Here is a 24,430-nt window from a genome sequence, read left to right on the forward strand (position 1 = left end):
ACGGTGCCCGGCCCGCCCCGGCCGGGCACCACCCCCGTCGGAGCCCGTCCCCCCGCGCCGGGCCGCGCGCTATCCTCGGGCGCCATGGAGACCTCCGGCGCACAGGTACGGCTCAGGGATCCGGAGCCCGGGGAACTGGGCTGGATCGTGCAGCGGCACGGCGCGCTCTACGCGGCCGAGTACGGCTGGAACCAGGAGTTCGAGGGGCTGGTGGCCCGGATCGTCGCGGACTTCGCCGAGGACCACGACCCGTACGTGGAACGGGTCTGGATCGCCGAGCACGACGGCCGTCCGGTGGGCTCGGTGATGTGCGTGCGCGAGGAGGGTTCACCGGGCACCGCCCGGCTGCGACTGCTCCTGGTGGAGCCCGCCGGACGCGGTCTCGGCATCGGCGGCCGGCTCGTGGACACCGTCGTCGCGTTCGCCCGGTCGGTCGGTTACCGCGAGCTGGTGCTGTGGACCAACGACGTGCTGAGCGAGGCCCGTTCGCTCTACGAGCGGGCCGGTTTCACGCTGGTCGCCGAACGCCCGCACCGCTCGTACGGCGTCACCCTGACCGGGCAGGACTGGCGGCTGCCACTGCGGGAGGGCTCCCCGCGCTGACGCCCGAACCGACCCCTGTACGGTTCGGGCGCCGCGCGGGGGCCAGTGAGGTGAGGCCGACGCCGCCGACGAGGAGCACGGCGGCCACCCAGCGGGTCCCGGAGATCCCCTCCCCGAGCACGAGCGCGGCCGAGGACATCCCGAACACCGGGACGAGCAGGGAGAACGGGGCCACCGAGGAGGCCGGGTAGCGGCGCAGCAGGTAGCTCCAGGCGCCGAAGCCGAACACCGTGGACACCCAGGCGACGTAGCCGATGACGGCGACGCCGGACCAGTCGAGGGCGCGCAGCGCGGCCAGGTCCCGGTCGGGCCCTTCGATCAGCAGGGACAGGCCGATCAGCGGCAGGACCGGGACGGCGCACACCCACACCATGAAGTTCATGGCGTCGGGCGGGGCGGCCTTGCGGGTCAGGACGTTGGAGACGCCCCAGCAGGCGGCGGCCGCGACGACCAGGGCGAAGCCGAGCCCGGATCCGGACAGGCCCCGGTCCACGGCGGCGACCGCGATCCCGGCCAGTGCCACGGCCATGCCGATCAGCCGCAGCCGGCCGGGCCGCTCGCGCAGGACGAGGCCGGCGAGGGCGGCGGTGAAGACGGCCTGGACCTGGAGCACGAGGGAGGAGAGCCCGGCCGGCATCCCGGCGGCCATGCCCGTGAACAACAGTCCGAACTTGGCGATGCCGAGGGCTGCCCCGACCCCGAGGATCCACTTCCACGCGACCTTGGGCCGGCCGACGAAGAACACGGCGGGCAGGGCCGCGACGAGGAAGCGCAGCGCGGACAGGAGCAGCGGCGGGAAGTGGTCGAGGCCGATCTCGATGACGACGAAGTTGAAGCCCCAGACGGCGGCGACGACCACGGCGAGTGCGGTGTGTACGGGACGCATGCTTCGAGCATCGACGCCCGGACCATGTAGCACCAGCGCGGATCTCTTCCGGGATGGATGTAGCAACGCTTACGCTCGGGGCATGCTCGACCTGTCCCGGCTGCGCGCCCTGCACGCCGTCTCCGTCCACGGTTCGGTCGCGGGCGCGGCGGCCGCACTGGGCTACACCCCGTCAGCGGTCTCGCAGCAGATCGCCAAACTGGAGCGGGAGACCCGTACGACGCTGCTGGAGCGGCGCGGGCGCGGGATCGCGCTCACCGAGGAGGCCCGACACCTGGCGGACACCGCCCGGGAGTTGCTGACGATCGTGGAGCGGGCCGAGACCACCCTGGAGGAGCGGCGCGGGCGGCCGAGCGGCGTGCTGACGGTGGCGGCCTTCGCCTCGGCGGCGCGCGGGCTGCTGCCGGGGGTGCTGGCCGATCTGGCGCGCCGGCATCCGGCGCTGGACGTCCGGATGACGGAGGTCGACCCCCACCTGTCGGTGGACCTGGTGGCTCGGGGGGTCACCGACCTGGCGGTGGCGCACGACTGGGACATCGCCCCACTGCCCGCCCCGGAGGGCGTGGAGCACGCGGTGATCGGGCACGACCTCTGCGATCTGGTGGTTCCGGCCGGACACCCCTTCACCGCGCGGCGGATGGTGCGCCGCGCGGACCTCGGCGGGCTGCGGTGGGTGTGCCAGCCGCCCGGGCGGGTGTGTCACGACTGGCTGGTACGGACCCTGCGGACGGCCGGGTTCGAGCCGGAGATCGCCCATGTGGCGGAGGAGAACCACACGATCGTCGCCCTCGTCGCCGCCGGGCTCGGGGTGGCGGTGGTGCCCCGGCTGGGGACCGGGGCGCTGCCGCCGGGGGCGGTGGCCGTGCCGCTGGAGCCGGGCCCCGTACGCAGGTTGTACGCCCTGTGGCGGACGGGGGCGGCCCGCCGGCCGGCGATCACCGAGGCGGTACGGACCCTGCGGGAGCACTGGCCGGCGGTGGCGGGACCACTTCCGGGGGACCTCCCGAGTGTCCCCGGGGCCGGGGGCGCGGCCCGGCAGTAGGGTCCGGCGGGTGCCGAACCACGCGTCCCGCCGGACCCTGCTCGCCGCCGCCCTGGCCACCGTCGCCGCCGCCGGGGCGGCCTCCGCGGCCGTCGGGTCCCATGCCGTCCCCGATGACTCCCGCGCCCCCGAGGAACCGCCGGGCCGCCATCCCGACCGGGCGCGGCTGTTGGCCTTGGTCGCGGGGATGAGCCTGGCCGAGCAGGTCGGGCAGCTCTTCGTGTCCCGGGTGTACGGGCACTCCGCCACCGATCCCGAGCCGGCGGACGCCGAGCAGAACCTGGCCCAGTTCGGGGTGCGCAGCGCCGCCGAGCTGGTCGCGCGCTACCACTTGGGCGGGGTCGTCTACTTCGGCTGGGCCCACAACACGCGCTCCCCCCGGCAGATCGCCGAACTGTCCGACGGCCTCCAGCGGGCGGCGCGCGGCTCCGGGTCCGGGATCCCGTTGATGCTGTCCGTCGACCAGGAGCACGGCGCGGTGGCCCGGATCGGCAAGCCGGTGACCCTGTTCCCGGGGGCGATGGCGCTGGGCGCGGGCGGCTCCACGGCCGACGCCCGTCGGGCGGCGCGCATCGCGGGTGCCGAGTTGCTCGCGCTGGGGATCCGGCAGGACTACGCGCCGGTGGCCGACGTGAACGTGAACCCGGCCAACCCGGTGATCGGCGTACGGTCCTTCGGTTCCGATCCGCGCGCGGTGGCGGCCCTGGCCGCCGCCCAGGTGCGCGGCTACCAGAGCGCCGGGGTGGCCGCGACGGCGAAGCACTTCCCCGGCCACGGCGACACCGAGACCGACAGTCACGTCGGGCTGCCGGTGATGCGGCACTCGCGCGCCCGGTGGGAGGAGCTGGACGAGCCGCCGTTCCGGGCGGTGGTGGAGGCGGGCGTGGACTGCGTGATGACGGCGCACATCGTCTTCCCCGCGCTGGATCCCTCCGGCGATCCGGCGACCCTCTCGCGGCCCATCGTCACCGGGATCCTGCGCGAACGCCTGGGCTTTCGGGGGGTAGTGGTGACCGACGCCCTCGACATGGCCGGGGTCCGTCAGAAGTACGGGGACGAACGGGTGCCGGTACTGGCGCTCAAGGCCGGGTGCGACCAGCTGCTGAACGCGCCGGACCTCGGGCTCGCGCAGCGCGGCGTGCTGGCGGCGGTGGAGTCGGGCGAGCTGTCGCGGGAGCGGATCGCGGAATCGGTGCTGCGGATCCTGGAACTCAAGGCCCGTCGGGGCCTGTTCGAGGAGCCGGCCGGTGCGGTCGGGACGGCGGACCCGGAGGTCGGCACGGCCGCGGACCTGGCCGCCGCCGACGAGATCGCGGCCGCCACGACGACCTTGCTGGCCAATCCGCGGGGCCTGCTCCCGCTGGACGCGACCGCCCGTCCCCGGCTGTTGGTGACCGGGGCCGAACCCGTCTCCCCCAGCGGTACGACGGGACCCCCTACGACGGTACTGGCGCGGGAGCTGGAGGCGCTGGGCTGCCGGGCGACCGCGGTGCCCGTGGACCGGGCGGTGGCGGCGGCCGCCGGGCACGCGGCGGTGCTCGTGTGCACGTACAACGTCCCCGAGGGGGAGAGCCCGCAGCGGACGCTGGTGGCGGAGCTGGTCGCCACCGGGGTTCCGGTGGTGCTGGTGGCCGTCCGCAACCCGTACGACCCGGCGCGGCTGGCCACCTGCGCCGCGGAGCTGGCGACGTACTCCTGGACGGACGTGGAGCTGCGGGCGGCGGCCCGGGTGATCACCGGGGTCCGGCGGCCGGTCGGCCGTCTACCGGTCCCGGTGCCGGGCCGCTACCCGCTGGGCCACGGGCTGTCCTACCCGCCCGTGGCCCGCTGATCGGCGGTTACGGCCGCAGCTGCGGCTCGCGCTCCAGGTCCTGCTGGTCGAGCTGCGCGTCGGCGGACGCCAGCGGCTTCGCCTTCGCGGAGTCGGCGAGCGCGGCGGCGGGTGCCACCCCGGCCCACTGGAGGATCTTCGCGGTGGCGAGGGCCTTCTCGCCCTCCTGGAGCTGGGCCACGTTGGCCCCGTGGTTGGCGCCCGGCGCGGTCATCACGTAGCTGTCGCGCGTCTTGTAGCCGATGCGGAACGGCTCGGCGCCCCACGGGTCGTTCTGCCCGTAGACGAAGAGCATCTGGTGGGCGTTGTCGCGGACCCACCCGTCGATGTCCGCCATGGCCCCCGACTGGAAGGTCATCGGGATGTCACGGGGCACGAACTCGCGCGGCGGCTGGTAGCCGTAGCGGCTCAGTCCCTTGAGGTGGGGCTGCTTGATGTCGGGCGAACCGAGCTGCGTACCCGCCTGGTAGTAGTACGGCGTGTACGTCTGCAGCCCCTGGTCGGCGTAGGCCGAGAAGCCGGAGATCGCGTCGATGGTGTCCCAGATCTCCTGGTCGCTCGCGGTGGCGGCCGTGGGGATGGAGGAGCAGTCGGCGAGCAGGCTGTACTGCCAGAACGCCCACACGTAGTCGAGGACGACGGCCTCGTACGCCTTGTCGAGGTTGCCGACGGTGGTGAAGGTCCAGCCGTTCTCGGCGGCCGCGGCGGCGTACTTGGCCTCCAGCGGGACGCGGCGCACGAGCGCCTCGCGCTGGACGGCGTTCAGCCGGTCGCGGCACTCCTTGGTGCCGACCTTGGCGAAGAACCGGTCGTAGGCCGAGTCCTCGTTGTTGACGACGTCGTTGGGCGCGACGTACGCGACGACGCCGTCCATGTCACGCGGGTAGAACCGCTCGTAGTACGTCGCGGTCATGCCGCCCTTGCTGCCGCCGGTGGACAGCCAGTTCTTGTTGTAGATCTTCTTCAGCGCGGTGAAGATGCGGTGCTGGTCGCTGGCGGCCTGCCAGATGTCCAGCTTCGCCCAGTTGGCCGGGTCGGGCCGGGAGGGCGTGAAGAATCGATACTCCAGAGAGACCTGGTTGCCGTCGACGATGGTCGTCGGCTCGCTCCGGCGCGGGTTGGTGTTGACGTTGTAGCCCGAGGTGAAGAACACCGTGGGGCGGGAGACGTCCTTGTGCAGCAGGGTCATGCGCTGCTTGAAGGTGCCCTTCCACGGCTGCCGGTGGTCGACCGGCTGCTCGTAGTTCAGTACGAAGAAGCGGTACCCGGGGTACGGCTTCTCCTCTATCAGGCTCATCCCCGGGATGCCGAGGATCCGGTCCTTGATGTCCGTGGCGGCGGCCGGCCCCGCGGCTGTGGCCGCCTGTGCCGTGGCGCCAGCCGCCCCCATGGTACCGATGAGCACCACGAGCGACAGCAGCCATCCGAGCGTCTTGCGCATTCACCCTCCCCTTGGTTCACACTGGTCGCCGTGAACCTAGCGGGGTCAACACGCCCGTGAACAGTAGTGGTTGGGCCCTACGTCAGCACAGGATCCAGCCGGATGCGACGGATTCGGCCGCCACGCTCCCCGTCACGTGGACGCACCGGTTGACCGCGCCGACCACGACGGGGCCCGCGAACCGGGTGAACTGCCCCGCGTCGCGCACGGGGGCGCCGCCCCGCGGCTGGACGACCACCGTCATCCGCCGGCGCTCCCCGGGCCGCGCGGCGACCGTCACCGCGCAGGCCTGGGTCCGGCTCTTGTACACGCGCACCTCCCCCGTCGACAGCGGCAGCGGGAGCGTCCGGACGAGCCGGCCCGGGCAGCCGCCGGTCGCCGCCTGCGCGGGAGGCGCCGCGAACACGCCCCCGACGCCGAGCCAGAGCGCCGCCCCGAACACCCCGACCGACACCGCCCGCCGCCGGCCCCGCCCCTTCCACCGCTTCAACACCCTCGCCCCCCGATCGGTCGTACGTAACACGTACGCACGTACGACGCCCGGGCCCGCCGGATGGTTGCACGGCACAACGGAGTGCCGACCGTACCGAGCCGACGGGGGCGGTGCCCCGGCGCGGACCGGGCCACCGCCGCTACCTCGTACGAGTGCATCCACAACTTCCCAGCCGGGGAGGGGGAGTTCACGATCGACGCGGACATTACGCTAGGCGACCGGACAACCGCCCACCGTAGCCGTGAAAGGCATCCGACATGACGAACGACCTGCTGGACCGCAAGCTGGAGCGCGCCTTCGCGCACTTCGACGACAACGGCAACGGCGTCATCGACGCGGAGGACGTGATCGCGCTGGGGACCCGGCTGATCGCCGCGATGGAGGAGCCGTCCGATTCCCCCAAGGCCGCCGAGGTGTTCCGGGGCCTGACCGACTTCTGGGTGGACCTCTTCGCCGAACTCGACGTCGACCGGGACGGCAAGCTCACCCCCCAGGAGTACGCGGAGGGGATGACGCGGCTGTACAAGGACGGCGGGCCCGCCTACGACAAGTCCTTCCGGCCGCTGGCGCGGGCGATCCTCACCGTCGTCGACACCAACGGCGACGGGCGGATCAGCCCCGAGGAGTTCCACACGGCACAGCTGGCCTTCGACACGAAGCTGGAACTCGCCGACGCCCAGGCGCTGTTCGCCCGGATCGATAAGAACCACGACGGGTACCTGTCCGTGGACGAACTCCTCGTCTCGGTACGCGAGTACTACACCGGTGACGACGAGGACGCCCCGGGGAACCTGCTCTTCGGCGAGCTCTGATCCCCGGGACGTCCCGCGGCGGTACGCGCGGGCGCGGCCGGATCAGGCCGCCGCCCGCTCGTCCTCCCCGACGAAGGTCCGCCACAGCTGCGCGTAACGGCCGCCGCGGGCCAGCAGTTCGGCGTGGCTGCCGTCCTCGACGACCTGCCCCCGGTCCATCACCACGACCCGGTCGGCGCGGGCGGCGGTCGTCAGCCGGTGCGCGACGACCAGCGTGGTGCGCTTGCCCGCGAGTCGATCGGTGGCCTGGTTGACCTGGGCCTCGGTGGCCAGGTCGAGGGCCGCGGTGGCCTCGTCCAGGAGCAGCACGTCCGGGTCGACCAGCTCGGCCCGGGCCAGCGCGATCAGCTGGCGCTGACCCGCCGAGAGGTTGCGGCCTCGTTCGGTGACGACGTGCAGGTAGCCGCCGTCGAGCGTGGCGACCATGTCGTGGGCGCCGACCGCGCGGGCCGCCGCCTCCACCTCGGCGTCGGAGGCCTCGGGTCGCCCGTACGCGATGGCGTCCCGGACCGTCCCCGGGAAGAGGTACGACTCCTGGGGGACGACCCCGAGCCGGTGGCGGTACTCCGTCAGGTCCAGCTCCTTGAGGTCCGCGCCGTCGGCGGTCACCCGGCCGGAGGTCGGATCGTAGAACCGGGCCACCATCTTGACCAGGGTGGACTTCCCCGCGCCGGTCTCGCCGACGAAGGCGACGGTCTGCCCCGCGGGGATCCGCAGGGTGACGCCGGCCAGCGCCTCGCCCGTCTCCCCGCGCTCCTCGGCGGTGCCGTACTGGAAGCGCACGTCCTCGAAGGTGATCTCGCCGCGCAGTTCCCGCACCGCACGGGGTGCGGCCGGGCGCGGGGTGCTGGTGGGCTCGCGCAGCAGGTCCTGGATCCGGCGGAGCGAGACGGTCGCCTGCTGGTAGCCGTCGAAGACCTGGGAGAGCTGCTGGACGGGGGCGAAGAACAGGTCGATGTAGAGCAGGTACGCCACGAGCGCGCCGGTGGTCAGCGTCGCCGCGTCGACCCGGCCCGCGCCGACGATCAGCACGGCGGCCGCCGCGCCCGAGGACAGCAGCTGCACGAAGGGGAAGTACACCGAGATCAGCCACTGTCCGCGCACCCGCGCCTCGCGGTACGCCTCGCTGCGCTCGGCGAACCGGGCGGCGCCGGTCCCCTGCCGGCGGAACGCCTGGACCAGGCGCAGGCCCGCGACGGACTCCTGGAGGTCGGCGTTGACCGTGCCGACCCGGTCGCGGGCCAGCTCGTAGGCGGCGACCGACTTGCGGCGGAAGACGATGGTCGCGAGGACCAGCGGGGGCAGCGTCGCGAAGACCAGCAGGGCGAGTTCGACGTCGAGGACGAGCAGCGCGACGAGGATGCCGAAGAAGGTCAGGACGGAGACGACGGCGGTGACCAGGCCGGTCTGCAGGAACGTCGACAGGGCGTCCACGTCGGTGGTCATCCGCGTCATGATCCTGCCGGTGAGCTCGCGCTCGTAGTAGTCGAGGCCGAGCCGCTGGAGCTGCGCGAAGATCTTGACGCGCAGCGAGTACAGCACCCGCTCGCCGGTGCGCCCGGTCATCCGGGTCTCGGCGAACTGCGCGACCCACTGGCCGAGGACGACGACGAGGGCGAGCCCGGCGGCCACCCACACCGCGCCGAGCGCGGCCTGTTCGACGCCCTGGTCGATGCCGTGCCGGATCAGTACGGGCAGCAGCAGTCCGGAGCCCGCGTCGAGGGCGACCAGGCCCAGGCTGATGGCGAGCGGCGCCCAGAAGCCGCGGAGCAGCCGGCGCAGCCCGTAGCTGTCCTCGGCGGAGGCGGCGGCGTTCTCGTCCACCTCGGGGCGGTCGTCGGTGGGCGGCAGCGCGGCCACCTGGGCGAGCAGTTCGGGGGTCGCGGGCATCCCGGCGACGGCTCCGGCCATCGAGTGCCCGGCGCCGGGGGCGCGGGGCGCTCCGATGGCGGCGGCCGGGGCGGATGCGGCCTTGTCGTCCTCCTGGCGGCGCCACAGCTCGGGGGTGACTCCGTCGCTGACCCGGCGCTTGGCGTTGACGGGCTCGGAGTCGATCTCCGCTTCGAGTTCGAGGTCCCGTTCCAGGTCCCGGTCGGCGCCGCGTTCGAACTCGGCGGCGGCCGGCGCGTCGGGGGTGCGGGGGGAGCCGGCCCCGAGGGCCTCGGGGTCGGTCAGCAGCCTGCGGTACAGGGCCGAGCGGCGTTCCAGTTCCTCGTGGGTGCCGATGTCGGCGAGCCGGCCGCGGTCCAGGACGGCGATCCGGTCGGCGAGGGCGAGGGTGGAGCGGCGGTGGGCGATGAGCAGGGTGGTGCGGCCGGCCATGACGGACCGCAGGGCCTCGTGGATCTCGTGCTCGACGCGGGCGTCGATGGCGGAGGTGGCGTCGTCGAGCAGCAGCAGCCGGGGGTCGGTGAGCAGGGCGCGGGCGAGCGCGATGCGCTGGCGCTGGCCGCCGGAGAGGGTGAGTCCCTGTTCGCCGACCGTGGTGTCCCAGCCGGCGGGCAGGGCCTCGATGAAGCCCTCGGCCTGGGCGGCGCGGGCGGCGGCGCGGATCTCCTCGTCCGTGGCGTCGGGGCGTCCGTAGGCGATGTTCGCGCGGATGGTGTCGGAGAAGAGGAAGGAGTCCTCGGGGACGAGCCCGATGGCGGCGCGCAGCGAGTCGTACGTCAGGTCGCGCACGTCGTGGCCACCGACCCGGACGGTGCCCGCGTCGGGGTCGTAGAACCGCGGCAGGAGCAGGGAGACGGTGGACTTGCCGCTGCCGGAGGCGCCGACGACGGCGACGGTCTCGCCCTCGGCGACGGTGAGGGAGAACCCGTCGAGGACGGGCCGCTCGGGGTCGTACCCGAAGCGGACGTCGTCGAACTCGACGGTGCCGGGCGCGTCGGCGGGCAGTTCGGTCGCGCCCTCGCGGATGACGGGTTCGGTGTCGATGAGCTCGAAGACGCGCTCGGCACCGGCGCGGGCCTGCTGGGCGACGGTGATCACCATGGCGAGCATGCGGACGGGGCCGACGAGCTGGGCGAGGTACGTCGAGAACGCGACGAAGGTGCCGAGGGTGACGCGGCCCTCGGTGGCCATCCAGCCGCCGAGGGCGAGCATGGCGACCTGGGCGAGCGCGGGGACGGCCTGGAGCGCGGGGGTGTAGCGCGAGTTGAGGCGGATGGACCGCATCCGGCCGCCGAACAGCCGGCGTCCGGCGGCGCGCAGCTTGCCGGTCTCCTGGTCCTCCTGGCCGAAGCCCTTGACGACGCGGACGCCGGTCACGGCGCCGTCGACGACGGAGGCGACGGCGGCGGCCTGGCCCTGGGCGTACCAGGTGGCGGGGAAGAGCTTCTTGCGGCTGCGCTTGGCGATGAACCAGAGGGCGGGCGCCATGAGCAGGGCGACGAGGGTCAGCAGCGGCGAGAGCCACAGCATGATCCCGAGGGATATCCCGAAGAGCAGGAAGTTCCCGATGGTCATCGGGAGCATGAAGAGCAGGCCCTGGATCAGCTGGAGGTCGCTGGTGGCCCGGCCGACGACCTGGCCGGTGGACAGCTCGTCCTGGCGGCGGCCGTCGAGGCGGGAGATGGTCTCGTACATGTCCGTGCGCAGGTCGTGCTGCACGTCGAGGGCGAGCCGGCCGCCGTAGTACCTGCGGATGTAGGTGAGGACGTACACGAGGACGGCCGCGGCTATGAACATGCCGGCCCAGGGGGCCATCTCGCGGGACTTGTCGCCGACGACGTCGTCGATGATCACTTTGGTGACCAGCGGTACGAGGGCCATGACGGCCATGCCGGCCAGTGAGGATCCGAGCGCGAGCAGGACGTTGGTCCTGTACCGCCAGGTGTAGGCCGTCAGTCGCCTGCCCCAGCCCAGTTTGCCGCCGGCCGCCGTCTGTCCCGCCGTCACGTGGTGCCTCCCCGTCGCTGCTGTCCTGCCGCCTCCCCCAACGCGCCGACCGGCGGATTTCATCCCGCCGCAACAATCGCACCGGTGTCCGGACGCCGCGAGCGGGGCATACTCCGGTCGGCGCAGGCCGGGGGGCCGGGGGACTAAACAGTTCCGGGGCGGGCGGCCCAGCGCGTGGGCTGGCCGGTGACCCGAGCGATGGTGTCGAAGTCCCTGTCGTAGTGGAGCAGGGTCAGGCCGGTGAGCTCGGCGGTCGCCGCGACGAGGAGGTCGACGGGTCCCGCGCTGCGGTGCTCGCCCCGGTCCGTGAGAAGCCGCTGGACCGCGCGGGCGCGCACGTACGCACCGTCGGGCAGGGGAGCCCAATTGAACAGTTCTCCCAGCAGGGCTTCCTTCTCCAAGCGGTCCGCGAGCGAGCGGGCGGAGAAGAGGATCTCCAATTCGGAGATCTCACAGATGCCGATCACCCCTTCCGCGAGGTGGTCCTGCCAGGCCTTGCGCACATCCTCGTTGGTCAGGATGCGGGCGACGGCCGACGTGTCGATGAGGTGGGTGACGGCGCTCATCGACGGTAGTTGGCCTTGTCCAGCAGCACGTCGAAGTCGCCGCCCTGGCCCATTTCCACAAGGCGCTCCAGCGCCTTCAGCCTCTTGTGGCGTCGGGCCACCTCCTGCAGGGCGGCGTTGACCGTGTCCTTCTTCGACTTGGTGCCCAGTATCGATGCGGCTTCGGCGAGTGCCTCGTCGTCCACTTCGACGTAGAGGTTGGACATATATGCCCCCTAGCTCTGTTTCATATGAAGCATAGGGAACGGAACCGGGCCGGGCAACGGGATCAGAGGTGCGTCGGGGCGAACATCTTCAGGGTGGTCGGCAGGACCAGGACCGAGGGGCCCGGGGTGGCGAGGGCCTTGGCGAGGTCCTCGCGGAGGGTGGCCGGGGTGGTGGTGGCGGCCGGGACGCCGAAGGAGCCCGCCAGGGCGACGAAGTCGGGGCGGGTGAGTTCGGTGCCGGTCGGGGTGCCGTAGGCGTCGGTCATGTAGGCGCGCAGGATGCCGTAACCGCCGTCGTCCACGATGAGCCAGGTGACGTCGAGGTCGTGCTGGCGGGCGGTGGCCAGCTCGGCGATCGAGTACATGGCGCCGCCGTCGCCCGAGACGGCCAGCACCGGGGTGCCGGGTTCCGCGAGGGCCGCGCCGAGGGCCGCCGGGAAGGCGTAGCCGAGGCCGCCGGCGCCCTGCGCCGAGTGCATGGTGTTGGGGTGCTCGGCGTCGAAGGCGGACCAGGCCCAGTAGGACAGGATCGTCATGTCCCAGAACGACGGGGAGCGGGCCGGCAGGGCGGCGCGGATCGAGCCCAGGAGGCCCTGCTCCAGGGTGACGTCCTGGCCGGCGAGGCGGGCCGCGATGTCGGCGAGCAACAGGCGGACCCGCTCGGGGGCGGTCGGGTCCTCGCGTTCGGGGACGGTCTCCAGCAGGGCCTGGAGCGCGAGGCGGGCGTCGGCGTGGATGCCGAGGGCCGGGTGGTTGGACTCCAGCTTGCCGAGGTCGGCCTCGATCTGGACGACCCGGCCCGTCGGGAAGAACGTGTGGTAGTTCGAGGAGAGTTCGCCGAGGCCGGAACCGACCACCAGCAGGACGTCGGCGTCCTCCAGGAAGTCCGTCATGTGCCGGTCCTCCAGCCAGGACTGGAGGGACAGCGGGTGCGTCCAGGGGAAGGCGCCCTTGCCGCCGAAGGTGGTGACGACGGGCGCGTTCAGCCGCTCGGCGAGCTGCTTGAGCTTGCCGGCGGCGTCGGCGCGGACCACTCCGCCGCCCGCGATGATCACCGGGCGGGAGGCGTTCGCCAGCCAGTGCGCGGCCACCGCCGTCAGCTCGGGGCGCGGCGCGAGTTCGTGCGGGGTCGCGTCCATGCCGGTGACCTGCGGGATCACCGTCGGGGCGGCCAGTACGTCCTCGGGGATCTCGACCCAGACCGGTCCGAAGGGGGCCGTCAGGGCGGATTCCCAGGCCTCGGCGATCACCGAGGGGATCTGCGAGGGGGTGCGGGCGGTGTGCACCGACTTGACGACCTCGCGGAAGGAGGCGGCCTGGTCCCGCAGCTCGTGCAGGTGGCCGCGCCGGCCGCCGCCGAGGCCCGGGGTCGGGACCTGGGAGGAGATCGCGAGGACGGGCGCCGAGGCGGCCGCCGCCTCCGCCAGCGCGGGCAGCGCCATCAGGGCGCCCGGCCCGGTGGAGAGCAGCAGCGGGACGGCCTCGCCGGTGATCCGGCCGTAGGCGTCGGCGGCGAAGCCCGCGTTGTTCTCCGTACGCAGGCCGACGAGGCGCAGGCCGGAGCGGCCGACGGCGTCGAAGAGGGCCAGCGCGTGCTGGCCCGGCAGCCCGAAGACGGTGTGGGCGCCGAGCGAGTGCAGCGTTTCCACGACCAGGTCCCCGCCGGTGCGGCCGGGCGGCGGCGCGAGGGCGGCCGCCGTCTGGGCCTCGGTGGGTCGGAGTACCAGGTCGTGGTCGTGCGTCACTGTGCTTACTTGCCCTTCGCCTGCGCGATCTGACGGCTCATGATCGTGGTGAGCTCGTACGCGGTGTGCGAGGCCGCGACCGAGGTGATCTCGGCGTGATCGTACGCCGGGGCGACCTCGACGACGTCGGCGGAGACGAGGTTGCAGGACGACAGGCCGCGGATGATCTCCAGCAGCTCGCGGGAGGTCATGCCGCCCGCCTCCGGGGTGCCGGTGCCGGGCGCGTGGGCCGGGTCGAGCACGTCGATGTCGATGGAGATGTACAGCGGGCGGTCACCGATGCGCTGGCGCAGCTGGTCGGCGACCTCGTCGGCGCCGCGGCGGTAGACGTCGGCGGAGGTGACGATGCCGAAGCCCATCTTGGCGTCGTCGTCCAGGTCCTGCTTGCCGTACAGCGGGCCGCGGGTGCCGACGTGGGACAGCGCCTCGGTGTCGAGGATGCCCTCCTCGACGGCGCGGCGGAACGGGGTGCCGTGGGTGTACTCGGCGCCGAAGTAGGTGTCCCAGGTGTCGAGGTGCGCGTCGAAGTGGAGGAGCGCGACCGGGCCGTGCTTCTTCGCGACGGAGCGCAGCAGGGGCAGGGCGATGGTGTGGTCGCCGCCGAGGGTCATCAGGCGGGAGCCGTTGCCGATGAGCTCGTCGGCCGCGGCCTCTACCGTCTCGACGGCCTCGTTGATGTTGAACGGGTTGCAGGCGATGTCACCGGCGTCCGCGACCTGGGCGAGGGCGAACGGGGAGGCGTCCTGGGCCGGGTTGTACGGCCGCAGCAGGCGGGAGGCCTCGCGGATGGCGTTGCCGCCGAAGCGGGCGCCCGGGCGGTAGGAGACACCGGAGTCGAAGGGCACGCCGACGACGGCCACGTCGGCCTTGCCCCCGACCTCGTCGAGGCGGGGCAGCCGGGCGAAGGTCGCGGGGCCCGCGTAGCGCGGGATGCGGGAGGAGTCGACGGGGCCGCGCGGCTGCGTGCTCATGGGGGAGTGCCCTTCAGGTGGTCCTACGGTGCGGTACTTCGAGCGTACGGGGACGGTTCGGGCGCGAGCAGTGTACGTTTCATCCACTGTTGGCCTTGTCGATGTACGGAGTGGCCATGGAGGCTCCCCCCACCCCGCCGGTCCCCCTCGCCCGCCTCCTCACGGACGCGGAACTGGGCCTGCGGCTGCTGACCGGGCCCGCGGAGGCGGAGGTCCACGGGGTCCACGCCTCGGAGATGGCGGACCCGTCCCCGTACCTGCTGGGCGGCGAACTCCTGCTGACGGCGGGGGCCGAGTTGGCGGGCGGACCCGGGGGCGCGGGGCTCGTGGACGCCGGGACGTACGCGGCCCGGCTCGTCCGGGCCGGCGTGGCGGCCGTCGGGTTCGGCGTGACGCCGGTGCACGGGACGGTGCCGCCGGAGCTGGTGGAGGCCTGCGCGCGGCACGGGTTGCCACTGGTGGAGGTGCCGCCCGGTACCCCGTTCACGGCGGTCGGTCGGGCCGTGTGGCGGCTGATGGCGCTGGCCCGTACCGCCGAGCTGCGCCGGGTGACGGAGGCGCAGCAGTCCCTGGCGGCGGCGGCCGCCCGGCCGGATCCGGTGCCGGCGGTGCTGTCCCGGTTGGCGGCCGCGCTGGGTGGCCGGGCCGCCCTGCTGGCCCCGGCGGCGGACGGCACGGGCCGACCGACCGGCGCCGCGCAGCAGCCCGTCTCCGCCGGGGCGCCGGTCGGGGACGACGTGCGGGCGGCGCTGGAGGGGCTGGCGGCGCGGGTGGCCCCGGGGTCCGCCGCGACCGCCACCGACACGCTGGGCGGCACGCACCTCGCCGCGTACGCGGTGGGCGGCGGCCGGACGCTGGTCCTGGCCACGGGGGCCCGGGCCCCCGGGGACCACACGATCGCCTCCGTCGGCGCCGTGCTGCTGACCCTGCTCACGGCGGGCCGCCCGGCCGGGGACGAGGCGGCCGCCCTGACCCGGCTGCTGCTGGACGGCGATCCGGCGGCGGCCCTGTCCCCGGGCCCCTGGTACGCCGTGCACGCGCGGGGCGGCACCGGCCCGCAGGCCCTCGCCGCGGCGCTGGGCACCGCGTTGCTGGACCCGCGCCCCGACGGCGTGCGCCTGCTCACCGACCGGGAGCCCGCACCGCAGCCCGGCTGGCGGCTCGGGGTGAGCGCCGCGGCGCCGCCCGGGGGGCTGCGGACCGCCGACGCGCAGGCCCGGCGGGCCCTGGAGCGCGCCGAGGCGGCCCGGTCCCCGCTCGCCCGGCACACGGACCCCGGGCTGTCGGGGCTGGTCGGCGAGGCGGAGGCCCGCGCGCACGCCGCCGCCCTGCTCGCGCCGCTCTCCCCCGTCCTGCGGGGGACGCTGCGCGGCTGGCTGGCCCACCACGGCGGGTGGGACCGTACGGCCGCCGCCCTGGGGGTGCACCGCAACACGGTGCGCCAGCGCGTGGCCCGCTGCGCGGACCTGCTGGAGCGGGACCTGGACGACCCGGACACCCGGATGGAACTGTGGTTCGCCCTGCGCCGGGAGCCGCCCGCGCCGGCCGGCGAGCCGGCGGACCGACCGGACTGACGGGGGTGCGGCCCTGGCCGACCACCTCGCGAAGCCCGCGAGCCGGCTCCCCCGGGGCGGTCGCGGGTGCGGGTCGGCCGTCCGGCGTAACCCCGGGGCCGTCCGGCCGTCGTTGCCGGGCCGGGGGTGCGGGCGGGGGCGAGAGTGTGGGTCCGCGGCGAGGTGAGGATGGACCCCGAATGGACCTGGCTCTGGCCTTCGACACGCTGGCCCGGTGGCAGTTCGGCATCACCACCGTCTACCACTTCCTGTTCGTCCCGCTGACGATCTCCCTGTCGACCCTGGTCGCCGTCCTCCAGACGGCGTGGGTGCGGACCGGGAACGAGAAGTACCTCGGCGCCACGAAGTTCTGGGGCAGGCTCTTCCTCATCAACATCGCGATGGGTGTCGTCACCGGCATCGTCCAGGAGTTCCAGTTCGGCATGAACTGGTCCGACTACTCGCGCTTCGTCGGGGACGTCTTCGGGGCGCCGCTGGCCCTGGAGGCCCTGATCGCCTTCTTCTTCGAGTCCACCTTCATCGGCCTGTGGATCTTCGGCTGGGACAAGCTGCCGAAGAAGATCCACCTCGGCTGCATCTGGGCGGTGTCGATCGGCACCGTCCTGTCCGCCTGGTTCATCCTCGCCGCCAACTCCTTCATGCAGCACCCGGTCGGCTACCGCATCGACGAGGGGCGCGGGCGCGCCGAACTCACCGACTTCTGGCTGGTCCTCACCCAGAACACCACCCTGGTGGTCGTCCACCACACGCTCTCCGCCGCCTTCCTGACCGGCGGCGCCTTCGTGGCGGGCATCGCGGCCCTGCACCTGCGGCGCGGCCGGCACGTGCCGGTGATGCGCACCTCGCTGCGGTTGGGGATGGTGACGTTGCTGGTCGCCGGGGTGCTGGTCGCCCTCAGCGGGGACAGCCTCGGCAAGGTGATGGTGCAGCAGCAACCGATGAAGATGGCCGCCGCCGAGGCCCTGTGGGACGGCCAGACGTCCGCGCCGTTCTCCGTCTTCGCCATCGGCGACGTCTCCGAGGGGCACAACACGGTGGAGTGGTCGATCCCCGGGCTGCTGTCGTTCCTGGCGGAGGGCAACTTCACCGCGTACGTGGCGGGCATCAACGACACGCAGACGGCCGAGGTGGCGAAGTACGGACCCGGTGACTACCGGCCCGACATCCCGGTCGCGTTCTGGGGCTTCCGGTTCATGATGGGCTTCGGCATGACCTCGTTCGCGATCGGCGCCGTGGGCCTCTGGCTGACCCGCAAGAAGGTCCTGCTCGATCCGGGGCTGCGGACCGGCGAGGACGAGGTGCCGCACCTGGCCGTGTCCCGGAGCCGGACCCTGGGATCCCTGCTGACCACCTGGTACTGGCGCGCGGCGGTGTGGACCCTGGCCTTCCCGCTGATCGCCAACTCCTGGGGCTGGATCTTCACCGAGACGGGACGTCAGCCCTGGGCGGTCTACGGGGTGCTGCGCACCGGCGACGCGGTCTCGCCGAACGTCTCCCACGCCGAGGTCATCGCCTCGATGTCCGCCTTCACCCTCCTGTTCGCCGTGCTCGCGGTGATCGAGGTCAAGCTGCTGGCGAAGGCCGTGATGGCCGGCCCGCCCGAGCTCACGCCCGCCGACCTCACCCCGCCCCGCCGGGTCGGCGGGGACGACGACCAGGACCCGGACCGGCCGATGGCGTTCTCGTACTGAGGGCGGGTACCCGGGGCACGGGGGGACGGCGCGCCGAGGCACCGGGGGAAGGCGCCCCGGGGTGACGGACGGCACCGCCCCGTACCCGGACCGGGCGCCACCGGCTCTGGACAGGGCGGACAACCCGCCGGTAACTTATTCTGAGCAAGCGCTTAGGCACAAGCGGCGGACCGCCGCGACCGAAGGGAGCCGGCCCAGTGCGCCGTACCGTTTTCAACGAGGACCACGAGGCGTTCCGCGAGACCATCCGCGCCTTCATCGAGGCCGAGGTCGTCCCCGTCTACGACGACTGGTTCCAGGCGGGCCAGGCTCCCCGCGACTTCTACTACAAGCTCGGCGAGCTGGGCGTCTTCGGCATCAACGTGCCCGAGGAGTTCGGCGGCGCGGGCCTGGACACCCACAAGTTCGAGGCCGTCCTCTACGAGGAGACCTCGCGCGCGGGCGTGAACTTCGGCGGCTCCGGCGTGCACGTGCTGCTCGCCCTGCCGTACATCAAGATGCTCGGCAACGACGAGCAGAAGAAGCGCTACCTCCCGAAGTTCGTCTCCGGTGAGGAGATGTGGGCCCTGGCGATGACCGAGCCGGGCACCGGTTCCGACGTCGCGGGCATGAAGACCACCGCCAAGCTCTCCGAGGACGGCACCCACTACGTCCTCAACGGCTCCAAGACCTTCATCACCGGCGGCGTGCACGCCGACCGCGTGATCGTCTGCGCCCGCACCTCCGCCCCGCGCGAGGACGACCGCCGCTTCGGCATCTCCCTCTTCGCGGTGGACACCAAGTCCGAGGGCTACTCGATCGGGCGCAAGCTCGACAAGCTCGGCCTGCGCACCTCCGACACCGCCGAGCTGGCGTTCGTCGACGTGAAGGTGCCGGTCGAGGACCTGATGGGCGAGGAGAACAAGGGCTTCTACTACCTCGGCGCCAACCTGCCCTCCGAGCGCTGGGGCATCGCCTTCGGCGCCTACGCGCAGGCCAAGGCCGCCGTCCGGTTCGCCCAGCAGTACGTGACCGACCGCACCGTCTTCGGCAAGCCGGTCGCGCACTTCCAGAACACCAAGTTCGAACTGGCCTCCTGCCAGGCCGAGGTGGACGCCGCCGAGGCGGTCGCCGACCGCGCCCTGGAGGCCCTGGACGCCGGCGAGCTGACCGCCGCCGAGGCCGCCTCCGCGAAGCTGTTCTGCACCGAGGTCGCGCACCGCGTCATCGACAAGTGCCTCCAGCTGCACGGCGGCTACGGCTACATGAACGAGTACCCGATCGCCCGCCTGTACGCGGACAACCGCGTCAACCGCATCTACGGCGGCACCAGCGAGGTCATGAAGTCGATCATCGCCAAGTCGATGGGTCTGTAAGTCCCCTTGACCGAGCTCGACGAGAACGAGGCGCTCACCGATCTCCTCGATCTGCTCGACCTGGAGCAGATCGAGGAGAACATCTTCCGCGGCACGAGCCGGCAGTCCCTCGTGCCGCGGGTGTTCGGCGGGCAGGTCGCGGCGCAGGCACTGGTCGCGGCCGGCCGGACCGTGCCCGCGGACCGGACCGCGCACTCGCTCCACTCGTACTTCCTGCGCGCCGGTGACCCGGGCGCGCCCATCGTGTACTCCGTCGACCGGATCCGCGACGGGCGCTCCTTCACCACCCGTCGCGTGGTCGCCGTGCAGCACGGACAGCCGATCTTCCACCTCTCCGCGTCCTTCCAGACGTACGAGGAGGGGTTGGACCACCAGGCGCCGATGCCGGCGGCGCCCGACCCGGAGTCCCTGCCGACCGCCGCCGAGTCCCTCCCCCTGTACCGGGACGTCTTCCGGGACCCGGGGACCGTGGAGCGGCTGGTCGCGGCCCGGGCGGCGGTGGACCTGCGGTACGCGACGACCCCGCCGTGGGGCAGCGTCGGCGAGCCGGTCGAGCCGCGCTCGCAGGTGTGGTTCCGCACCGGCGGCAAGCTCGCGGACGACCCGCTGCTGCACACCTGCCTGGCCACGTACGTCTCCGACATGACCCTGCTGGACTCGGTGCTGCTCGCGCACGGCCGGGGCGGCTGGGCGGTGGGCGACGTGGTCGGCGCCTCGCTGGACCACGCCATGTGGTTCCACCGGCCCTTCCGCGCCGACGAATGGCTCCTGTACGACCAGGAGTCCCCCTCCTCGGCGGCCGGCCGGGGCCTGGGCCAGGCCCGGATCTGGACCCGGGACGGCCGACTGGCGGTCACCGTCATCCAGGAGGGCGTCGTGCGCGTACCGCGCGCCTGAGCCCGCCCGGTCGCGGCGCCGGGTGTCGCTGGCCTCGCGGCCCCGGGGCCGGACATACCGTCACGTCATGCCCGAACAACCCGAAAGCGTCGCCACGGTGGTCGTGGCCACCGTCACCAACCTCGGGATCGCCGCCGCGAAGGCGGTCGCCGGGGTGCTCGGCGGGTCCAGCGCCATGCTGTCCGAGGCGGCACACTCGGTCGCCGACACGGTGACCGAGGTCCTGCTGCTGACCGCCCTCAAGCGCAGCGCCCGACCGGCCGACGAGGCGCACCCGCTGGGCTACGGCCCCGAGCGCTGGATCTGGGCGCTGCTCGCCTCGATCGCGACGTTCGCCGGCGGCGCGGTCTTCGCGGTGTACGACGGCGTCCACACGCTGGTGCACGGCGAGGATCCGGGCGACCCGACGCTGTCCTACGTCGTCCTCGCGGTCGCCGCCGTCCTGGAGGGCTGGTCGCTGCTGGTGGCGTGGCGCCAGGTGCGCGGCGAGGCGCGGCGGATGCGGGCGCCGTTGGGCCTGTACGTGAAGCACACCCCGGACACGGCGGTGAAGGCGGTGCTGCTGGAGAACGCGGCCGCGCTGATCGGGCTTGCGCTGGCGGCGGGCGGCCTGCTGGGGGCTCAGCTGACGGGTTCGGGCGTGTACGACGGGGTGGCGTCGCTGCTGATCGGCCTGCTGCTGGTGTGGGTGGCGTGGGAGCTGGGGCGTTCGAACGCGCAGTACCTGATCGGGCGGCCGTTGCCCGCGGCGATGCGGGACGAGGTCCGCGAGGAGCTGCTGTCGGTGCTGCACATCGAGGCGGTGCTGGAGCTGACGACCCTGGTGCAGGGTCCGGACGAGGTGCTGATCGCCGCGAAGGTCGACTTCCACGACCTGGCGTCGGCCCGGCAGGTGGAGACGGCCTGCGAGGTGGCGGAGGCCCAGTTGCGCGAGCGCTTCCCGGCGATCCGCCGCGTCTACCTGGACCCGACGCCCTCCTGAGGGCCCGACGGCCCGTTCGGCCGCGCCGGCGGCGGGTCCCGCGGGGCGGCCCGGAGGGTCCGGCAGCCGGCCGGGGACCGCGCGGGTCGCCGGAGAGCCCCACCGGCTGCCGCGGCCCGGCGGCACGCTGATCGCGGGGAACCTCGTGCTCGGTCCGGCGGCCGAGGTCGGCCGCCCGCCGGCCGATCCGGCCCGTTGGGCGTACCGCTCCCTCAGCGGGACGGCGCTGTGCGTCGAGCGCTGGTCCCCGCGCCTCGGCCGGAGCCGGTTCAGGCGTCGAGCAGGCCCGCCGCCGCCAGCAGGTAGGCCGTCATGGGGTCGTAGAAGCGCGGGTCGCGGACGTGGTCGTCCAGCGGGACCGCCACCTGGAGGGTGCCCTCGGCCTCGCCGAGGAAGAGCGCCGGGTCGTTGCAGTCGGCGTAACCGGCGGCGTCGATGCCGCGCTGGGCCGCGCAGCCCGCCCAGCCGTGGTCGGCGACGACGAGGTCGGGCAGGTCCCGGCCGTCGGCGGCGAGCCCGTCGAGGATCGCGGCCATCGGGGCCGGGGAGTGGGTGTGCCACAGGGTGGCCCCGCGCTCCTGCACGGCGACGCCCGCGAACTGCCACACGGAGCCCTGGTCGGCGGTGAGGCCCCTTGGGATGACGACGATCTCGCAGCCGGCCGCCCGCAGGGCGTCGGCGGTGGCGCGGTGGACGTCGAGGAGGCCGCCGGGGTGGCCGGTCGCGAACAGGACCCGCTGGCGGTCCAGGGCGGCCTTGTGCAGGCGGGCGGCGAGCCGTTCGAGGCCGGACACGGTCAGCTCGGGGTCGATGGTGTCCTGGCCGAAGCGGTGCGAGGGGTCGTCCACGACTCCGCAGCGCTCGGCCATGACCGCGAGCACGTCCTGCTCGTCGCTCCAGCGGTCCCCGAGCTCCAGGCCCAGCCAGTAGTGGCGGTCCCCGTTGGCGAGCTTGCGGTAGTGGCTCAGGTTGTTCTCGCGCGGGGTCGCGACCTTCCCCGCGATCCGCGTGCGGACCAGGTGTTCGACGAGTTCGGCGCGGCTGGGTACGGGCGTCTCTATCGGCATGGCGCCCATTCTGCCGCCGTCGGACCGGAGCCGTCCGCTCCGTCCCGGACGTCGGACACCCGGGGTCAGTCCGACAGCGCCCCGAAGGCGCCGTTGGCCATGCGCCGCAGCAGGGACTCGGTGGCGTCGCGGCCGAGGGCGGCGAGGTGGGGGGTGGAGTTGAGGAGGCCGAAGACCGCGTGCACGGAGACGCGCACCTCCGCTTCGCCCACCCGGGGGTGCAGTTCCCGTACGACCGCCACCCACAGCTCCACGTACTGGCGCTGGAGCTGGCGCACGAGCTTGCGGTCGGCGTCCCGCAGCCGGTCCAGTTCCCGGTCGTGGAGGGTGATCAGCGCCCGGTCGTCGAGTGCGAAGTCGATGTGGCCCTCGACGAGGGAGGCGAGGAGCTCCACCGGGTCCCCGGCGGCCTCCTCGACGCGCCGCCGTCCGCCGGTCAGCAGGCGTTCGCTGATGCCGACGAGCAGTTCGGCCAGCATGGCGTCCTTGCCCGCGAAGTGCCGGTACAGGCCGGGGCCGCTGATGCCGACCGCGGCCCCTATCTCGTCCACGCCCACGCCGTGGAAGCCGCGCTCCGCGAAGAGACGAGCGGCCTCACTGAGGATCTGCTCGCGACGGGTCGGGGCGGCCGCTCTGGTGCTCATGGGAATCCATTCTAGACAGGGCCGTTAGCGCTCGTTAACCTGAGGGCGAGAGAGTTAACGCTCACTAACAGCATGCACCGAGCAAGGGAGCTCGACCGATGCAGCAGGCACCAGTGCTGACGAGCGCCGCGGACCCGGCGTCCGAGGCCTGGCGGACCAATGAGGCCGCCCACCGCGAGCTGACCGAGGGCCTGCGCGCCCGGCTCGACGCGGCCCGGCTCGGCGGTGGCGAGCGGGCCCGCGCCCGCCACACCGCGCGCGGCAAGCTCCTGCCCCGCGACCGCGTGGACACCCTCCTGGACCCGGGGTCCCCCTTCCTGGAGCTGGCCCCGCTGGCCGCCGAGGGCATGTACGGGGGCGCGGCCCCGGCCGCCGGGGTGATCGCCGGCATCGGACGGGTCAGCGGCCGCGAGTGCGTCATCGTCGCGAACGACGCCACCGTCAAGGGCGGCACGTACTACCCGATGACCGTCAAGAAGCACCTGCGCGCCCAGGAGGTGGCCCTGGAGAACCGTCTCCCCTGCCTCTACCTGGTCGACTCGGGCGGCGCCTTCCTGCCCATGCAGGACGAGGTCTTCCCCGACCGGGAGCACTTCGGCCGGATCTTCTACAACCAGGCCCGCATGTCGGGGGCCGGGATCCCGCAGATCGCGGCCGTCCTCGGGTCCTGCACGGCGGGCGGGGCGTACGTCCCGGCGATGAGCGACGAGGCGGTCATCGTGCGCGGCCAGGGCACGATCTTCCTCGGCGGCCCGCCGCTGGTGAAGGCCGCGACCGGTGAGGTCGTCACCGCCGAGGAGTTGGGCGGCGGCGAGGTCCACTCCCGGGTCTCCGGCGTCACCGACCACCTCGCGGAGGACGACGCACACGCGCTGCGGATCGTCCGGAACATCGTGGCGACCCTGCCGGAGCGCGGGGCCCTGCCCTGGTCGGTGGAGGCTCCCGAGGAGCCCAAGGTGGACCCGTACGGGCTGTACGGCGCGGTCCCCGTCGACTCCCGCACCCCGTACGACGCGCGGGAGATCATCGCGCGCGTCGTGGACGGCTCCCGCTTCCAGGAGTTCAAGGCCGAGTACGGCCAGACCCTGGTCACCGGCTTCGCGCGGATCCACGGGCACCCGGTCGGGATCATCGCCAACAACGGCATCCTGTTCTCCGAGTCCGCCCAGAAGGGTGCCCACTTCATCGAGCTGTGCGACCAGCGCGGCATCCCGCTGCTGTTCCTCCAGAACATCTCCGGCTTCATGGTCGGCCGGGACTACGAGGCCGGTGGCATCGCCAAGCACGGCGCCAAGATGGTCACGGCCGTCGCCTGCACCAGGGTCCCGAAGCTGACCGTGGTCGTCGGCGGATCGTACGGCGCGGGCAACTACTCGATGTGCGGGCGGGCCTACTCGCCGCGCTTCCTGTGGATGTGGCCCAACGCGAAGATCTCGGTGATGGGCGGCGAGCAGGCCGCCTCGGTGCTGGCCACCGTCAAGCGGGACCAGATCGAGGGCGCCGGCCGGGAGTGGCCCGCCGAGGACGAGGAGGCCTTCAAGGCCCCGGTCCGCGCGCAGTACGAGGAGCAGGGCAGCGCGTACTACGCCACGGCCCGGCTGTGGGACGACGGGGTCATCGACCCGATGGAGACCCGGCAGGTGCTGGGACTGGCCCTGACCGCGTGCGCGAACGCCCCCCTGGGCGAGTCGGGCTTCGGCATCTTCCGTATGTGACGTGAGGACCTC

Annotated in this window: 19 protein-coding genes and 1 pseudogene; 10 read left to right on the forward strand and 10 right to left on the reverse strand. The window is 73.2% G+C overall.

Annotated features, from left to right (window positions below; genetic code table 11):
* Positions 1–111 precede the first annotated feature (111 nt).
* Positions 112–603, forward strand: a pseudogene (locus AB0D46_RS20095) (GNAT family N-acetyltransferase); the annotation flags it as partial.
* On the opposite strand, the gene AB0D46_RS20100 reads toward AB0D46_RS20095, so the two are convergent.
* On the reverse strand, positions 548–1,489 hold the full coding sequence (locus AB0D46_RS20100) for an EamA family transporter (RefSeq protein WP_362879127.1): 942 nt from the start codon (positions 1,487–1,489) through the stop codon (positions 548–550). The pseudogene AB0D46_RS20095 and the gene AB0D46_RS20100 overlap by 56 nt on opposite strands.
* An 82-nt stretch (positions 1,490–1,571) precedes the next feature.
* On the opposite strand from AB0D46_RS20100, the gene AB0D46_RS20105 reads away from it, so the two are divergent.
* Entirely contained in the window at positions 1,572–2,531 is a 960-nt protein-coding gene (locus AB0D46_RS20105) for a LysR substrate-binding domain-containing protein (RefSeq protein WP_362879129.1), read from the forward strand.
* Between the two features lie 10 nt (positions 2,532–2,541).
* Positions 2,542–4,362 carry a glycoside hydrolase family 3 N-terminal domain-containing protein gene (locus AB0D46_RS20110; RefSeq protein ID WP_362879131.1) on the forward strand — a complete coding sequence of 607 codons (1,821 nt, stop codon included), beginning with the start codon at positions 2,542–2,544 and terminating at the stop codon, positions 4,360–4,362.
* A 7-nt stretch (positions 4,363–4,369) separates the two neighbouring features.
* On the opposite strand, the gene AB0D46_RS20115 is transcribed toward AB0D46_RS20110, so the two are convergent.
* Together AB0D46_RS20115 and AB0D46_RS20120 are read right to left on the reverse strand one after the other, a co-directional pair.
* Complete coding sequence (locus AB0D46_RS20115; RefSeq protein ID WP_362879133.1) at positions 4,370–5,803, reverse strand: S28 family serine protease; 1,434 nt, start codon at positions 5,801–5,803, stop codon at positions 4,370–4,372.
* Between the two features lie 82 nt (positions 5,804–5,885).
* The gene (locus AB0D46_RS20120) at positions 5,886–6,296 is read right to left on the reverse strand and encodes a hypothetical protein (RefSeq protein WP_362879135.1); all 411 of its coding nucleotides are present in this window, start codon (positions 6,294–6,296) and stop codon (positions 5,886–5,888) included.
* 257 nt (positions 6,297–6,553) lie between these two features.
* Here AB0D46_RS20120 and AB0D46_RS20125 point away from each other — a divergent pair, with 257 nt between their 5' ends.
* Positions 6,554–7,108, forward strand: coding sequence for an EF-hand domain-containing protein (locus tag AB0D46_RS20125; RefSeq protein ID WP_362879137.1), 555 nt, complete (start codon positions 6,554–6,556; stop codon positions 7,106–7,108).
* Positions 7,109–7,150: 42 nt separating this feature from the next.
* Here AB0D46_RS20125 and AB0D46_RS20130 read toward each other — a convergent pair whose 3' ends face one another.
* The 5 genes from AB0D46_RS20130 to speB all read right to left on the reverse strand — a co-directional run bounded on the left by AB0D46_RS20130 (position 7,151) and on the right by speB (position 14,493).
* Positions 7,151–11,005 (reverse strand): ABC transporter ATP-binding protein, encoded by a 3,855-nt coding sequence (locus AB0D46_RS20130; protein WP_362879139.1) that lies wholly within the window; start codon positions 11,003–11,005, stop codon positions 7,151–7,153.
* 143 nt (positions 11,006–11,148) lie between these two features.
* Positions 11,149–11,571: a PIN domain nuclease gene (locus AB0D46_RS20135; protein ID WP_362879141.1), complete on the reverse strand. Its 423-nt coding sequence runs from the start codon at positions 11,569–11,571 to the stop codon at positions 11,149–11,151.
* A complete protein-coding gene (locus tag AB0D46_RS20140) occupies positions 11,568–11,777 on the reverse strand; it encodes a type II toxin-antitoxin system VapB family antitoxin (protein WP_362879143.1) in 210 nt (69 codons plus the stop codon). The genes AB0D46_RS20135 and AB0D46_RS20140 overlap by 4 nt, the downstream gene beginning before the upstream one ends.
* Positions 11,778–11,839: 62 nt before the next feature.
* Positions 11,840–13,522 carry a thiamine pyrophosphate-binding protein gene (locus tag AB0D46_RS20145; RefSeq protein WP_362879145.1) on the reverse strand — a complete coding sequence of 561 codons (1,683 nt, stop codon included), beginning with the start codon at positions 13,520–13,522 and terminating at the stop codon, positions 11,840–11,842.
* 5 nt (positions 13,523–13,527) lie between these two features.
* Positions 13,528–14,493, reverse strand: coding sequence for an agmatinase (gene speB, locus AB0D46_RS20150; RefSeq protein WP_281210177.1), 966 nt, complete (start codon positions 14,491–14,493; stop codon positions 13,528–13,530).
* Positions 14,494–14,609: 116 nt separating this feature from the next.
* Between speB and AB0D46_RS20155 the strand changes: the two genes are divergently transcribed.
* The 5 genes from AB0D46_RS20155 (at position 14,610) to AB0D46_RS20175 (ending at position 20,992) form a co-directional block, all read left to right on the forward strand.
* Positions 14,610–16,067 carry a PucR family transcriptional regulator gene (locus tag AB0D46_RS20155; protein WP_362879147.1) on the forward strand — a complete coding sequence of 486 codons (1,458 nt, stop codon included), beginning with the start codon at positions 14,610–14,612 and terminating at the stop codon, positions 16,065–16,067.
* A gap of 179 nt (positions 16,068–16,246) precedes the next feature.
* The gene (locus AB0D46_RS20160; protein WP_362879149.1) at positions 16,247–17,758 is read left to right on the forward strand and encodes a cytochrome ubiquinol oxidase subunit I; all 1,512 of its coding nucleotides are present in this window, start codon (positions 16,247–16,249) and stop codon (positions 17,756–17,758) included.
* A 197-nt stretch (positions 17,759–17,955) separates the two neighbouring features.
* Complete coding sequence (locus AB0D46_RS20165) at positions 17,956–19,113, forward strand: acyl-CoA dehydrogenase family protein (RefSeq protein ID WP_362879151.1); 1,158 nt, start codon at positions 17,956–17,958, stop codon at positions 19,111–19,113.
* 6 nt (positions 19,114–19,119) lie between these two features.
* On the forward strand, positions 19,120–20,010 hold the full coding sequence (locus AB0D46_RS20170; protein ID WP_362879153.1) for an acyl-CoA thioesterase II: 891 nt from the start codon (positions 19,120–19,122) through the stop codon (positions 20,008–20,010).
* Between the two features lie 67 nt (positions 20,011–20,077).
* Complete coding sequence (locus tag AB0D46_RS20175; RefSeq protein WP_362879155.1) at positions 20,078–20,992, forward strand: cation diffusion facilitator family transporter; 915 nt, start codon at positions 20,078–20,080, stop codon at positions 20,990–20,992.
* A 269-nt stretch (positions 20,993–21,261) separates the two neighbouring features.
* Here AB0D46_RS20175 and AB0D46_RS20180 read toward each other — a convergent pair whose 3' ends face one another.
* Both AB0D46_RS20180 and AB0D46_RS20185 read right to left on the reverse strand, forming a co-directional pair.
* Positions 21,262–22,068: a phosphatase gene (locus tag AB0D46_RS20180; protein WP_362879157.1), complete on the reverse strand. Its 807-nt coding sequence runs from the start codon at positions 22,066–22,068 to the stop codon at positions 21,262–21,264.
* A gap of 56 nt (positions 22,069–22,124) precedes the next feature.
* A complete protein-coding gene (locus AB0D46_RS20185) occupies positions 22,125–22,703 on the reverse strand; it encodes a TetR/AcrR family transcriptional regulator (RefSeq protein ID WP_362879159.1) in 579 nt (192 codons plus the stop codon).
* Positions 22,704–22,801: 98 nt separating this feature from the next.
* Here AB0D46_RS20185 and AB0D46_RS20190 point away from each other — a divergent pair, with 98 nt between their 5' ends.
* Positions 22,802–24,418, forward strand: coding sequence for a carboxyl transferase domain-containing protein (locus AB0D46_RS20190; RefSeq protein ID WP_362879160.1), 1,617 nt, complete (start codon positions 22,802–22,804; stop codon positions 24,416–24,418).
* Positions 24,419–24,430: the final 12 nt, after the last annotated feature.

It is taken from the genome of Streptomyces sp. NPDC048383 (assembly GCF_040651775.1).
Classification (GTDB): Bacteria; Actinomycetota; Actinomycetes; order Streptomycetales; family Streptomycetaceae; genus Streptomyces.